Annotated in this window: 7 protein-coding genes; 2 read left to right on the top strand and 5 right to left on the bottom strand. The window is 68.4% G+C overall.

What is annotated here, in order from left to right; genetic code table 11:
* The 5 genes from AC2VOG_RS11855 to AC2VOG_RS11835 all read right to left on the bottom strand — a co-directional run.
* Positions 1-186, bottom strand: a 186-nt coding sequence (locus tag AC2VOG_RS11855; RefSeq protein WP_486940092.1) for a beta-ketoacyl synthase N-terminal-like domain-containing protein, incomplete at its 3' end; no start/stop codon positions are given.
* 5 nt (positions 187-191) lie between these two features.
* Positions 192-4,958 (bottom strand): SDR family NAD(P)-dependent oxidoreductase, encoded by a 4,767-nt coding sequence (locus tag AC2VOG_RS11850; RefSeq protein ID WP_486940091.1) that lies wholly within the window; start codon positions 4,956-4,958, stop codon positions 192-194.
* A complete protein-coding gene (locus AC2VOG_RS11845) occupies positions 4,958-10,267 on the bottom strand; it encodes a type I polyketide synthase (RefSeq protein ID WP_486940090.1) in 5,310 nt (1,769 codons plus the stop codon). Before AC2VOG_RS11845 ends, AC2VOG_RS11850 begins: the two co-directional genes overlap by 1 nt.
* A 261-nt stretch (positions 10,268-10,528) precedes the next feature.
* The gene (locus AC2VOG_RS11840; RefSeq protein ID WP_486940089.1) at positions 10,529-12,274 is read right to left on the bottom strand and encodes an AMP-binding protein; all 1,746 of its coding nucleotides are present in this window, start codon (positions 12,272-12,274) and stop codon (positions 10,529-10,531) included.
* 661 nt (positions 12,275-12,935) lie between these two features.
* On the bottom strand, positions 12,936-13,646 hold the full coding sequence (locus AC2VOG_RS11835; protein WP_486940088.1) for a thioesterase II family protein: 711 nt from the start codon (positions 13,644-13,646) through the stop codon (positions 12,936-12,938).
* Positions 13,647-13,986: 340 nt separating this feature from the next.
* On the opposite strand from AC2VOG_RS11835, the gene AC2VOG_RS11830 reads away from it, so the two are divergent.
* Together AC2VOG_RS11830 and AC2VOG_RS11825 are read left to right on the top strand one after the other, a co-directional pair.
* Complete coding sequence (locus AC2VOG_RS11830; RefSeq protein WP_486940087.1) at positions 13,987-14,283, top strand: PE family protein; 297 nt, start codon at positions 13,987-13,989, stop codon at positions 14,281-14,283.
* A gap of 16 nt (positions 14,284-14,299) precedes the next feature.
* The coding region (locus tag AC2VOG_RS11825; RefSeq protein ID WP_486940086.1) for a PPE family protein at positions 14,300-14,684 on the top strand (385 nt) is incomplete at its 3' end.

Below are 14,684 nucleotides of genomic sequence, written 5' to 3'. Positions count from 1 at the left end.
GCCCTCCTGCAGCAGTTGCCAGTAGTCGTCGGTGTTGTTGACCCCGCCCGGCAGTCGGCAGGCCATGCCCACCACGGCAATCGGTTCCAGGTCGGCCTGTTCGGCGATCGCCAGCCGGGCCGTCAGGTCATCGATCTTGCGAAGCGCCTCGGTGATGATCGCCCGACGGTCTGGCGGTGCAGTCATCCCGCTCAACCCAGCCTCTCCGACAGCTGTTTCAACAGTTCGTCGTCGCTGAAATCGTCATAGGCGTCCGCGTTGTCGTCTTCGGCCGCCTCGGCCACTTCCGGAAGAAGGGCGGCCAGGTAGTCCGACAACGCCTCGACGGTCGGATAGTCGAACACCACTGAGGCCGGCAGCGTCTCGCCCAAACTGTCCGACAGCGAGCGCTGCAGCGTCACACTCATCAGCGAATCCATGCCGGACTGGAAGAATCCCGCGGCCGGATCGAGCAGTTGGGCCGACGCCAGCCCCATCGCCCCGACAACCTGCGCGGTGACGTGATCGAGCAGGATGGCGTGCCGTCGCGCCGGGTCGGCCGCCCGCAACGCATCCCGGAACTCGGTGCTGCGCAGGGCGGGGCCCTGGTCGCCCGCGCTCTCGGTCGAGAGCAGGTCGTCCACGATGCGCAACGCGGCCCGCGTCCGGTAGGCGGCCGCGAGCATCGGCCAGTCGGCGGCGACGACCGTCGGTCGCGAACCCGCGCCCGGCCCGGTGAGCAACGGCAGTGCCTTGATCGCGACGTCGTCGGCCATCGGCTCCAGACCAGAGGCCAGGGTGACCTGCCGCTCCTGCTCGGATTGCCCGTCGGACAACGACTTCCACAGACCCCAGTTGATCGCCGTGGCCGGCAGGCCGGCGGCCCGGCGGGCCAGCGCGAAGGTGTCCAGGAACGTGGAGGTCGCGGTGTAGTGCGCCAGCCAGCGCGACCCGGTCAGCCCGGAGATCGACGAGAACAGCACGAACTGCTCGAGTTGGTGGCCCAACGAAAGCCGGTGCAGCAGCGCCACCACGTCGAGCTTGGGCCGGAACATCGCGGTGACATCGGCTTCAGTCATCTGCAGCAGCTCGGTCGGACCACCGCCGAACGCCGCCACGTAGATGCCGGCCAGCGGCGGCAGGTCGGCGCCGAATCGCTCGAACACCGCACGCATCGCGGATTCGTCGGCCGCGTCGGCGGCGGCCGTCAGCAGGGTGGTGCCCGACGGCGCCAGGCCGGCGGCCAGGTCGTCGAGCTTGGAACCGGGGTTACGCGAGACCGCGACCACCGTGCCCGCGCCCGAGTCGGCCAATTGCCGGATCAGGTGCGGACCGATGTTGCCGGTCGCCCCGATCACCAGATAGCTCTTCTCAGCGGACAATTCGGCCGGCGGGGTCGACGGCGGCATACCCCGCTGCAGGCGCGGGACGCGGCGGACGCCGGCCCGGTAGACGACCTGGTCTTCGTGATCGTCGGCGCCGGCCTCGGCGACGACGTAGCGGGCGGCCGGCGCGTTTGGCACCGACTCGTCGACGTCGATGACGCGGCCCCAGAACTCGGGGTGCTCCAGCGCCAGCGTGCGGCCAAGGCCCCACAGCACCGCCTGCGAGGCATTCGCCCGATCGCCGTCACTGACCGGTTGGGCGTTGCGGGTGAGTAGGTAGAGCTTTGGCGCCACGCCCATTTCGGCGATCGCAGCGGCCAGCCGTCGCGCGGCGTTGAACAGCTGGTAGCCGGATTCGAAGTCGAACTGGTCACCGGTGACCTGCGGCGCGTACAACACGTGGGTGACCCCGGCGAGCGCGTCGGTGATCGCGGCCGGGTCGGCGCCGTCGGCCAGTAACGACGTCGGCTCAGCAGTCGCGGCGAATTCGTCGCCGAGCTCCCGGCCGATTTCGTCGCCCAGGGAGGAGTCGGAGATGACCAGCCAGGAGGCGTCGGCGTCGCCGTGGGTCGTGGACAGCTCGCGGGCCGGCCAGGCCAGGTTCACATACCACTGCGACGGGATCGGCCCCTCTGCCGGCGTCCCCGAACCTGCAACCGCGACACCACTTCTGACCGGCGCGATCGGCCGGGCGCTGACCCAGAACCGGCTGTGGTGCCACGGCGTGGTCGGCAAGACCGGGTGTGGCTCGACCGGATGCGGGGTCTGCGGCGGATGGCTGGTGTGCACCGTGTTCAGGCTGGTGTGGAAGCGCACCGTGTCGTCACCGTCGCGCCACAGCGTGCCGACGCTGAGGTGGGCAGTGCCCGGCTCAACCGTGTCGCCGACGGCGTTGGTCAGGATCGGGTGCGCGCTGACCTCGATGAACGTGCCATGTTCTTCGGCGGCAGCGGCGACGGCCTGGCTGAGCCGCGCGGGCTGACGCACGTTGGCCACCCAGTAGTCGGCGTCGAGCATCGGCGACTGAAAGCCCTCCAGCACCGTCGAATAGAACGGGATGGTGGGGATCTCGGGGGCCAAATCCTTCAGCGCCGTGCGCAATTCGCCCAGGATCGGGTCCATGAACGCGGTATGCGAGGCCACCTCCATGTTGACGCGGCGGGCGAACTTGTTCTGCGCGCTCACCGCGTCGACCACCGCGTCGACCGGGGCCACCGGGCCCGCGATCACCGTCTCGCGCGGCGAAATGTAGCCCGCCACAGTGACGCCCGCATAGTCGGCGATCAACGCCTCGGTCGCCTCGGGGTCCAGTTTCAGCAGCGCCACCGCGCCCTGACCGGCGAGCGTGGACATCAGCTTCGACCGGATCGCGATCACCCGCAGGCCGTCGACGACGCTCAGCGCACCGGCCACCACCGCCGCGGTCACCTCACCCATCGAGTGGCCGATCACCGCGTCGGGGTGCACGCCATAGGAGCGCCACAGCTCGGTCAGCGCCAACTGCAGGCCCATCAACACCGGCTGGACCTGCGCATCGCCGCTGATCGGCTCGCCGTCGGCGATGACCTGCTGTAACGAAAATCCAACCTGTTCAACGAAAATCGGGTCCAGCTCGGCGATCGCCTCGGCGAAAACCGGCTCGTCGGCCAGTAACTGCCGGCCCATGCCCGCCCAATGCGAGCCCTGTCCGGAGAACACGAAAACCGTTCCAGAGCCGTAGTTCTCGTCGCGCGGGCCGACTATTCCGTCGGCACCATCGGTGTATCGGCCATCGGCCAACGCCTGCAGGCCGGCGATCGCCTGCTCGCGATCGCGGACGCATACCGTGGCGAACTGGGCATGCCGCTCACGGTGATAGCTCAGGGTGTGGGCCACGTCAGGCAGTCGCACGTCAGCGCCGGCACCCGCCAGCCAGGCCGCCAGCGACGCGGCCTGGCTCGAGATCCGTTCCGGCGTCTTGCCCGACACCACCAGCGTGGTGACGGCCGGGTCGGCCTCACAGATCACCGGCATACCGGGGGGCGCCTGCTCGATCACCGCGTGCGCATTGGTGCCACCGAACCCGAAAGATGAGACGCCGGCCCGCCGCGGCTGGCCCGTCTCCGGCCATTTCGTTTGCTCGGCAACCACTTTCAGGCGCAACTGATCAAACGGGATGTGTGGATTGGGGGTGTGGAAATGCAGGTTCGGCGGGATGCTGCCGGCATGTATCGCCAGCACGGTCTTGATCAGGCCGGCCATCCCCGCGGCGGCCTCGAGGTGGCCGAGGTTGGTCTTGGCGGTGCCGATCAGCAGCGGCGCGTCCTCGGCGCGACCGCGGCCCAGCACAGTGCCGAGCGCACGCGCCTCGATCGGGTCGCCCAGCGGCGTGCCGGTGCCGTGCGCCTCGACGTAGTCGACGTCCTGCGGCGCCAGACCCGCGTTGGTGTAGGCCGAGCGCAGCACCGCCATCTGGGCGGCGGGGTTGGGCGCCAGCAGGCCGTTGGACCGGCCGTCCTGGTTGACCGCCGACCCGCGGACCACGGCCAGCACCCGATCGCCGTCGCGCACGGCGTCGCTCAGGCGCTTGAGCACCACCACCCCGCAGCCCTCACCACGGATGAACCCGTCGGCGTCGGCGTCGAACGCACGACATGCGCCGGTGACCGACAACGCGCCGGTCTGGTCGAAGGCGCGGACCACCGACGGCGCCAGCATCAGGTTGACACCCGCGGCCAGCGCCACGTCGGAGTCACCGATGCGCAGGCTCTGACAGGCCAGATGCAGGGCCACGATCGACGACGAACACGCGGTGTCGACGGTGACGGACGGCCCGCGGAAATCCAGAAAGTACGACAGCCGGTTGGCGATGATGCTCAGCGCACCACCGGAGTTGGTCCAGGCGTCGACGTTCGTCAGATCCATGCCCGCGACGTAGCCGTAGTCGGTGTAGCAGGCGCCGGCGAACACGCCGGTCTGCGAGCGCCGCAGCGAGCTCGGCGGGATGCCCGCGTGCTCGAGTGCTTCCCAGGCGACTTCGAGCAGCATGCGCTGCTGCGGGTCCATCTTGGTGGCTTCGCGGCCGGAGATGTCGAAGAACTCGGCGTCGAAGGCGTCGAGGTCGGCCAGGTAGCCGCCGAAGCGGGTGGTGTTCGCCAGCGCCGCGGCGACCTCGGGAGTGCCGTCGTCGAACGGCGCCCAGCGCTCGGCCGGCACCTCGGTGACCGCATTGCGGCCCTCGCAGATGAACTGCCAGTACTCCTCGGGTCCGGAGATGCCGCCGGGGAACCGGCAGCCCAGGCCGATCACGGCGATCGGCCCGTCCAGCTGGCTGCGGGCGGCCTCGACCTCGGCCTCGGCGGCCAGCGCTTCGGCGCCGGTCAGGAACCGGGCCAGGTCGGCAATCGTCGGGTGCTGCCAGAACTCGACGGGTGAGACCTTGCGGCCGAGCAGTTCGGACAGCTCGCCGGAGAGCACCACGGCGTCACGCGAACCCAGACCCAGGTCACTCATCGGCGCGTCGAAGTCGATGTCGTACGGACTGCATCCGACGGTGGTCACCAGGTAATCGGCCAGCCAGTGGCGTAGCGCTTCCTCGTCATACGAGGACGTCATCAAATGCCCCTTTCACTGCCAGCCGGCGCCGACTCCACGCTGTCGAACAGATCACTCAACACGCCGCCGTCCGAATCACCCAAGACGTCGTGATCGCTCTCGGATTCCGGCTGCGGCCTCACCTTTTTCGCAAGGTGTTCGGCGAGCGCCACGATAGTCGGGTAGTTGAACAGCATGGTCGCCGACAGCTCGATCCCGACGAACAATTCGGTGTCGCGCCGGACCGACATCGCCATCACCGAGTTCAGCCCGTATTCGGCGAACGGCCGGTCGGAGTCCAGGTCGGCCTCAGCCAGCTGCAGCTCGCGGGCCAGGATGGCCCGCAACCCGCTCTGCAGCTGGGCGCGAATGTCCTCGGGCGCCATCTCCGACCAGGCCGGGATGTCCGCGTGCGGTTCGGCGGCACCGGACCCAGCGGCCGTCGAACTCGACGCCATCGGCGCCATGACGGCCTGCGCCACGTCGTAGCGCGCCAAGTGGTCCCAAGCGGCGAAGGCCTCGTCAGCGCTGATCGCCCGCGATCCGAACCGCTCGAGTTCGGCAAGCGCGATCTGCGCTTCGGCGCCGAAGCCGAGGCCGCGCCAGGCCACCCAGTCCTGGCTGACGGTGTGGCAGCCCTGCCGGTGCCGCAGCTGGGCCAGGCCGTCGAGGTAGGCGTTGGCCGCGGCGTAAGCGCCCTGGCCCGGCACACCGAAGACCGCGCCGGCAGCGGCGGTGAAGAACATGAAGTCGAGGCTGCCCGGCGGGAAAGCCCGGTGCAGTACCTGCGCGCCGGCGATCTTCGGCCAGACCGTCTGCCGCAGCCGGCCTTCGTCCAGCTCGGTGAACAGCTCGGCGTCGGTGATGCCGGCGCCGTGCACGACACCGCGGATCGGCACCGCACCCTCGTCGTCACGTTTGGCCAAAAGCGCGGCCATCGCCTCGGGCGAGCCGATGTCGAGTGCGACGGCCTCGACGGCGACGCCGCGGGCTTCCAGCGCCCGGACGGCGCCGATCTTCTCTCCGGTGGCGGCGTCGACGGTGTCGCTGTCCCAGTCACGGCGCGGCGGCAGCGCGGTGCGACCGGCCAGAATCACCCGACGGGCGCCACGATCGGCCAGCCATTCCGCGGTCAGCAGACCCAGGGCACCGAGGCCACCGGTGATCAGGTAGGCCGCGTCGGGGCGGCAGCGCAGCGGCTCGCGGACCGGTAAGCCGGCCAGCCCTGCCAGAGCGGGCGCGAAGAACTCGCCGTCGCGCAACGACAGGATCGACTTCGCGGGCGTGCGCAGCATCGGGGCCAGCGCCGGCAGCAGCGAACCGATCGACGCGTCCTCGGGCACGTCGATCAGACCACCCCACAACTGCGGCTGCTCGGCCCGGATGACGCCGGCCGTCCCCCACAGCGGGCTCTGTGCGACCGCGGTGTCCGAACTGCCGTCCCGCACACCGCGGGTGATGATCCACAGCGTCGCCGGGTGACTCTGGTCGCGCTCGGCCAGGCCGCGAACCAGGTCGACCAGCTCCATCGACATCCGCACCGCGGCATCGACATCGCTTTCGCCCGACCTCGGCCCGGCGACATAGAGCACGTAGCGCGCGTCGGCGATGGCGGTGGCGGTGTACCCGTGCTGGGCCAGGCCGTCGCCCAAGCGGGCAGCAATGTCGTTGTCGCCCAGGATCGCAACGGAGCCCGAGCCGGCGGCTGGGCCGTCGTGGTCCACGTCCGGTGTGAACGGCTGCCAGTCGATGGCGTGCACCATCGTCGCGGGATCTTCGGGACGCCCGGCGGCGCTGGAGTCCACCGCGGCAAACCGCAGCCCGCGCACCGCGATGCGGACGCCGCCGTCGGGCGCCGTTGCGGTGATGTCGACGACGAGTTCCTCGTCGTCACCGCCGCGACGGCGCACCTCGATGCGGCCGCGGGTGTCGGCGAGTTCGCCGCTGAACGCGATGCCGGCGACCGCCGCCGGAACCATCAGCCGCTGGTTGTCGCTGTCCAGCAGACGGGCGAGGTGAATTGCGGCGTCCAGCAAGGCAACTGACGACGCCCCGACTGCCCGGGATGGGGTCAGCTCGATGTCGGCACTGAGCTCACCGCCCTTCGAGCGGCACGAGCAGACGGACCAGCCGAACGGGCGGCCTTCGCTGCCCCAGGTCTGCCAGAACGACGTCAGCGACTCGTCGTCGAAAACGGCGTCCGTCGCGCCCGGCGCGGCGGTCGCCTCCGAGGCGCTCGCCGAAGACTCCGCACGCGAAATCCGCGCGCTGGCGTGCCGGATCCAACCGGCGCCTCCCGCGCTCGACGAGACGATGACCGATGCACCGTCGGCAACCACCTGGATGGAGCGCGGCTCGCCGACGACGATCGGGTACTCGAACCGAACGTCGGAAAGCGTGGCCGCGTCGTATTCGCTGGCGGCGGCCCAAAGCGTTTGCAGTAGAACTGATATCGGGATGATCTCGACACCGTTGTTGTGGTGCGTTCCCGGGTAGGGCTTGGTCGTGGATGTCAGTCGCGCCTGCCACAGATGCGCCGGCGGGGTCGCGGCGACCGGGATGTGGCGACCGAGCAGGGTGCCGTGCTGCGGCGCCGCCTCGGTGGTCTGCACGAAGTCCTCGGCGTTGATCCAGTGCCGGGTGTGGTGCCAGGGCGCGCTGGGCAACACCGGGTGCGGCTCAGGCGGGTGCGGCACCGTCGGCGGGCGCATGACGTGGGTGCGGTTGAGGTTGGTGTGGAAGCTGACCGTGTCATCGCCCTTGCGCGACAACGTCGCGACGCTGTGGTGGTGTTCGGTTTCCAGCGTCTCGGTGATCGCGTGGGTCAGGGTCGGGTGTGGACTGACCTCGACGAACGTGGCGTACTGCGCGGCGGCGGTGGTGATGGCCTGGTGCAGGCGCACCGGCTCACGCACATTGGCCACCCAGTAGTCGGCGTCCAGCGTTGGCGTGGCGGACGGGTCGGCGACCGTGGAGATAAACTGGATCTTCGGCATGTTGGGTTTCAAATCGCCCAGCGCCGAACGCAATTCGGGCAGAATCGGGTCCATCAGCGCGGTATGCGAGGCGACCTCCATATTCACCCGTCGCGCGAACCGCTCCCGGGCGCTGGCCTCGACGATCGCGGCGTCCACCTGCGACACCGCCCCGGCGATCACCGTCTGCCGCGGCGACAGGAATCCGGCCAGGCTCACCCCGGGGTAGTCGGCCAGGAACGTCGATGCCGCCTCGGCATCCATCTCCAGCAGCCCCACCGCACCCTGACCGGCCAACCGCGTCATCAGCCGCGAGCGGATCCCGATGACCCGCAGACCCTCCTCGGGGGTGAGCGCCCCGGCCACCACGGCCGCGGTCACCTCGCCCATCGAATGGCCGATCACCGCGTCGGGCTGCACGCCATAGGAACGCCACAGTGCGGTCAACGCCAACTGCAGACCCATCAGCACCGGCTGGACACGGGCGTCCCCGCTGACCCGCTGCCCCTCGGTGAGAACCTGGTGCAGCGAGAACCGCATCTGCTCGAGGAACAGCGGCTCCAGCTCGTCGACCGCGGCGGCGAACGCCGGCTCGTCGACCAGCAGTTGACGGCCCATGCCGGCCCATTGCGAGCCCTGCCCGGAATACACGAAAACCGTTCCGGGCTTACACAATCCCTCGTGCGGCTCGACGAGTCCGACCGCCGACTGGCCGGCCGCCAGCGCCTGGAGACCGGCGACGGCGTGCGCGCGATCACGCACAGCCAGCGTGGCGAACGACTTGTGCTGGGTGCGGTGGTGATTGAGCGTGTGGGCGATGTCGGCCAGCGGCACCGCGGCGCCGTCGCCGATCATCCAGTCGGCCAGCGTGGCGGCGGTGGAGGCTACCCGCGCCGGGGTCTTGCCCGACACCACCAGCGTGGTGATCACCGAATCTGGCTGCCCAGCAACGGGTTCGGTTGCTGGCGCCTGCTCGAGGACCACGTGGGCATTCGTGCCGCTGACCCCGAAGGCCGACACCCCGGCCCGCCGGGCGCGCTCGACGGCGGGCCAGTCCATGCCGTGGGCGGCGATGGTGAACTTCGATGCGCCCTCGACGGCGTTGGGCGTCAACTCGCTGAAGTGCAGGTGCTTGGGGATGGCGCCGTGTTGCACGGTGAGCACCGCCTTGATGAAGCCGGCGATACCGGCGGCCGACTCCAGGTGGCCGAGGTTGGTCTTCACCGACCCCAGCACCAGCGGCGCCGAGCCGTTGCGATCGCCGAACACCTGGTGCAGCGCGCCCAGCTCGATCGGATCGCCCAGCGCGGTGCCGGTGCCGTGGGCCTCGACGTAGTCGATGTCGGATGGCTCCAGCCGCGCCGCGGCCAGCGCCGCGCGCACCACGGCCTGCTGGGCCGGACCGCTGGGCACCGTCTGGCCGCTGCTGGGCCCGTCCTGGTTGACCGCCGACCCGCGCACCACTGCCAACACCGAATCACCGTCGCGCACAGCATCACTGAGCCGTTTGAGCACCACGACGCCGCAGCCTTCGCTGCGGACGTAGCCGTCGGCGCCGGCGTCGAAGGTCTTGCAGCGGCCGTCGGGGGCCAGCATCCCCCACCGCGACGTGGCCACGCTGTTCTCCGGGCTCAGCATCAGGTTGACCCCGGCGGCAAGCGCCTGGTCGCTCTCTCGCCGGCGCAGGCTCTGGCAGGCCAGGTGGACCGTGACCAGCGACGACGAGCACGCCGTGTCGAGCACGAGCGCGGGACCGTGGACGCCCAGGAAGTAGGACAACCGTCCGGCGGCAAAGTTCGCGGCGTTGCCGAACGGGACGTGCGGGTCGACCTCTTCGGGCGGGAGCCGTCCGGCCAGGGTCAGGGTGTAGTCGTAAGTCGTCATTCCGACGAACACCGATGTCTGGGTGCCGCGGATCATCGGCGCGGTGATGCCCGCGTTTTCCAGCGCCTCCCAAGCGACTTCGAGCAACAGCCGCTGCTGCGGATCCATCGCTGCGGCCTCGCGCGGAGAGATCCCGAAGAACTCGGCGTCGAACTCGTCAGGGCGCCAGGAGGAGAGGAACCCGCCTTGCTTGCTGACAATCGTGCCGGGCAGCGAATGGTCGTCGGCAAAGAACGCGTCGGCGTCCCACCGCTCAGCCGGAACGTCGACGATGCCGCTGCGGCCCTCCTGCAGCATTCGCCAGAACCGGTCGGGGGTATCGGCACCTCCGGGCAGTCGGCAACCGATGCCGACCACCGCGATCGGCTCGGTGTCACCCTGCTCGGCGATCGCCAACCGCGCCGTCAGATCGTCGATCTTGCGTAACGCCTCGGTGATGATGGCCCGACGGTCCGACGGTGCAGCAGTCATAGCGCTCCCCCCGGTCTGTCGGAAAGTTGTTGTCGTATTACATCGTGGGCGACGAGAACCTCGGCGTCGCGCACCAATGTCATCCGGGCGTGTCCAGTCGGTTCGCCTCGTAGCGCCCACAACGTTCTACCCAGCGGAAGTGTCTAATGGTACCGTCACTCGGCTCTCGTCGAACGTGCGCCCCCTGCACAGCGGGCACGAAAAATCCGTCGGCCGACACTGGCTTTACGCCCGTTGCGGCGCAAAGCCGTCTGAACCTCACTACGCGGTGGAATCCAACCGGCTGAAGTCGTCCTGGCGGTAAACCTCAACGCACGATGAGCGGCGGATCTTGCCACTGGTGGTGATCGGAATCGACCCGGGCGGAACCAGTACCAGGTCGGCCACCCGCAGCCCGTGGGACTTCGAAATGGCAGACGTGACTTTTGCTCTCACATCGCGGAGCCGCTGCGCCATCTCCTGGGTGTTGCCTTTGTCCTTCATCTCGGCGATCACGATCAGGCGCTCGGTGCGACCGTCCTCGATGGAGATCGCCGCCACGCGACCGCCGCTGATCTCCTGGGTGGTGGCCTCGATGTCGTCGGGGTAGTGGTTACGCCCGTCGACGATCAGCAGGTCCTTGATCCGGCCGATGATGTACAGCTCGCCGTCGTGAATGGTGCCCAGGTCACCGGTGCGCAACCACGGGCCCAGCGGTGTGCCGGGCGTCGGGTCGACCAACTGGCCACCGAAGGCCTTCTGGGTCTGCTGCGGCTTGCGCCAGTAGCCGGCGGCAATGTTGGCGCCGTGCAGCCAGATTTCGCCGACCATCCCGGCCGGGTTCTCCACCCGGGTCTCCGGGTCGACGATGCGGATTGTCGAGGCGCGCGGGACGCCGACGCTGACGAGTTCGACCCCGGTCTCGTTGTCACAGGCCTCCGCGTGGCCGGCGGAGAGCTTCTCGTAGTCGAAGTTGGCGACGGTCGGCGGCCGGCCCGGCCCGGACGAGTTCACGTAGACCATCGCCTCGGCCAGGCCGTAGGACGGCTTCAGCGAGCTGGCCGGGAAGCCGAACTGCGAGAAGCGGTCGGTGAATCGCCGGATGGTGGCCGCATGCACGCGCTCGCTGCCGGACAGGATGGTGTGTACGCCGGACAGGTCGAGACCGGCCATGTCCTCGTCGGTGGTGCGCCGGGCGGCCAGCTCGAACGCGAAGTTCGGCACCGCGGTGAAGACACGGGTGTTGAGCGCCATCTGCTGGACCCACCGGGCAGGCCGCTGCAAAAACGCCATCGGGCTCATCAGCACCGAGTGCAGGCCCATGGTCAGCGCGCCGGTGATGCCCAGCAGCAGACCCATGTCGTGGTAGACGGGCAGCCAGGACACCAGCGTGGTGTCCGGCGGCGGCAGCGCCCCCTCTGCCTCGAAGTAGTCCTCTCGCACCTGCTGGCAGTTGGCCAGGATGTTCTTGTGGGTGACCACGACGCCCTTGGGCGTCAGCGTCGAGCCGGAGGTGTACTGCAGCACCGCGTTCTTGGTCCGCGGCGCAGGCGGGGCGTTGAAGTTGGGCACCGCGCCGAGGTCGAGGCTGTCGACCTCGATCAGGGCCGGGGCCTTGCCGGGCAGCGAACGCGCCGAGCCGACGACGTCGTCGACGACGGCGGAGGTGGTCAGCAGGACAGTCGGAGCGCAGTCCTGCAGTGCGGCCGAGGCCCGCTCGTCGTGGGCGCCGAACTGCGGCACGGGTAGCGGTACGGCGACCAGCCCGGCCTCGAGCGCGCCGTAGAACGCCACCACGTAGTCCAGGCCCTGGGGGGCCAGGATCGCGGCACGGTCACCGGGGGCGCCGACCGTGGCGATCTCAGCGGCCAGTACTTGGACGCGGCCGTAGAGCTCACCCCAGTTCAGCGTCTGCCGGTCACCGGCCGGATCGACGTCGAAGTCGATGTACGTGTATGCCGGTGCTTCCGGCTGCTGCCGGGCCCATTCCCGCAGTACTGCGGCAATCGACGCTTCGGTTACTGCCATCGGGACACCACCCCTCGAGATGTAGAGCCCGGCAAAACAACTAGCGGGCGCTTGTGATGCAGGAGATTAACAGGGGCCTCGCGCTTCTTGGACCAAAACCCAAGAATGCAATAAGTGCGCCAAACATAAGACCCGTTCCAGCCAGCGTCATTGCTGGGACCGTAGGTTTGCTAAGTGAGCCGCTTCCGGAGGCTCTCACTCCCCAGTCGCGACGCGACAACCTTACCGGAGGGTCAGATGTTTCTCATAATTCCGATTAATTAAACGCGTTGCGGTCACTTTGGCGTGGTGGAGACCGTGGCAGACGTCCAACCGGACGCCGCCGGGCGGCCCCGCCCGCGCCGACCCGAGGCCCGCACCGCTGTGGCGGCTGTGCCTGCCGTGAAAACTCCGCCGAAGAGGGGGTTTGCTGGATTTGTTGGCGCCGACCCCAGTGGTGTGGGGTTTTTCACTTTCCCCCAAACTGCTCAGTTGGACAGTCGGCCGCGCCGCCGGCGGACATCCCGAGCCGGCTGGTGAAGGCCGAGCTATCCGGTTTATTGGAATTTAAGTCCAATTTGTTGGCCACATAAACGCAGTCGGCAATTGAAGAACGGTACCGTTTCCTGTTCGTGATTGGCTCCAGGCCGTGCGATGAATCGTCGTGCCGAAAGCAGGTTGCTCAACCTCGACAACAGGACAGAATCTTTGTCTCGACGTCATGCGCCAGCTCGTCGATGTGGTCAGTCAGATAAAAATGGTGGCCGGGAAAAACCTTCATAGCGAAGTCAGATGTCGTGCGCTGGGACCACGGCTGCACCTTCTCGGGGGTCGCGACTTCGTCGTCGTCGCCCAGGAACGCAGAGATCGGGCAGGACAACTTTTCCCCGGGCGGGCAGTCGTATTTCGAGATCGCCTTCAGCCCGCGCAGCGTCGGCAAGATGCTGGCCGCGAATTCCTCGTTTTCCAGGAACTCGGGGTTGACACCGGTCATCTCACTCACCGCGTCCAGTAGTCCGCGGTCAGATTCCGGGACGTGTTCGTAGCCGACGTGGCCCGGCGCGGCGACGGCCGAGACGAACAGCGCCGCAATCGGACTGCCCGCCCGCTCGAACCGGCGCGCGACCTCGAACGCCAGCAGTCCGCCCATGCTGTGGCCGAAGAAGGTGATCCTGTCGTGCCGGTCTTGCGGCGGCGTGATCATCTGGCAAACCTTGTCGGCGAGATCGCCGATGGTGGTAAATGACCCGAGGTCGTGATTACCGCGGCGTCCCGGATACCGCACGGCGACGCGTTTGATGTCGCTGGCAAAAGCCTTGGCGAAAGGAACGTAAAACTCGGCCGATCCCCCGGCATGCGGAAAGATGAAAAGTTTAGGTGGCTGCCCAGTCACGCGGCAACGATACAGGCCCCCACCTGCCCACCTCGCCGCGACGTCGCGGGCGTCGACCTCGACGCCCCCCGGGTTGAGGGGTGCAGCCGGCCAATGCAAAAGCCGGCCTGAAACCTTGTGAGAAAGCTTGGGTAAGACCCTGTGAGAAGCCCAAGAAATTACTGAGCTATTTTCGCCGACGCGGGTTCACCGAATCGCCTATCGCCAAAGACGAAAAGGCTCTACGATTTAAAAGCCACCACGTGTGGCTGTCCCTCTAGGGGAGGTCGTCCAGACGCCCAGGTTCGGATACTGTTCAACTCACGTGTCAGCCTGGGCCTCGGGGAAAGGGTTAATCAAGATGTTCGTCACTACACAACCAGATGTGCTGCAGGGGGCTGCGGGCACGCTCTCGGGTATCGGGGACGCCATGATTGCGCGCAACTCCGCCGCCGCCGGCCCGACGACGGGCTTGGCGCCGGCCGCCTCGGACCTCGTCTCGGCGATGACGGCAGCCCAGTTCGCTCAGCACGGCGCGCTGTACCAGCAGATCGCCGCCCAGGCCGCAGCGGTGCATGAGCAACTGGTCGCCGCATTGCGCTCCGGCGCCGGCGCCTACGCGTTGACCGAGGCGGCCAACGCGGCAGCCGCCGGATAGTCGGGAGCAGGTTTCGATGAGCTTTTCGCTGATACCTCCGGAGATCAACTCCGCGCTGATGTACTCCGGCGCGGGGTCTGGTCCGTTGTTGGAGGCCGCCACGGCGTGGGACGGGCTGGCCGCCGATTTGGAGGCCACCGCCACGCAGTACCAGACCGCGGTCACCAACCTGACCACGGAAACCTGGCTCGGTCCCTCGTCGACTCACATGGCCTCGGCCGCCGAGCCGTACATCGCCTGGCTGCAGAGCACCGCGACCGAGGCCGCCCAGACCGGCGCCCAGGCCAAGGCTGCCGCTGCCGCCTACCAGACCGCGTACGCCTCGATGGTTCCGCCGCCGGTGATCGCGGCCAACCGGGCCGAGCTGACCACGCTGGTGTCCAACAACTTCCTCGGCCAGA

This window comes from Mycobacterium sp. TH-M11, assembly GCF_057473725.1.
This window is presented reverse-complemented; position numbering and strand designations above follow the sequence as displayed.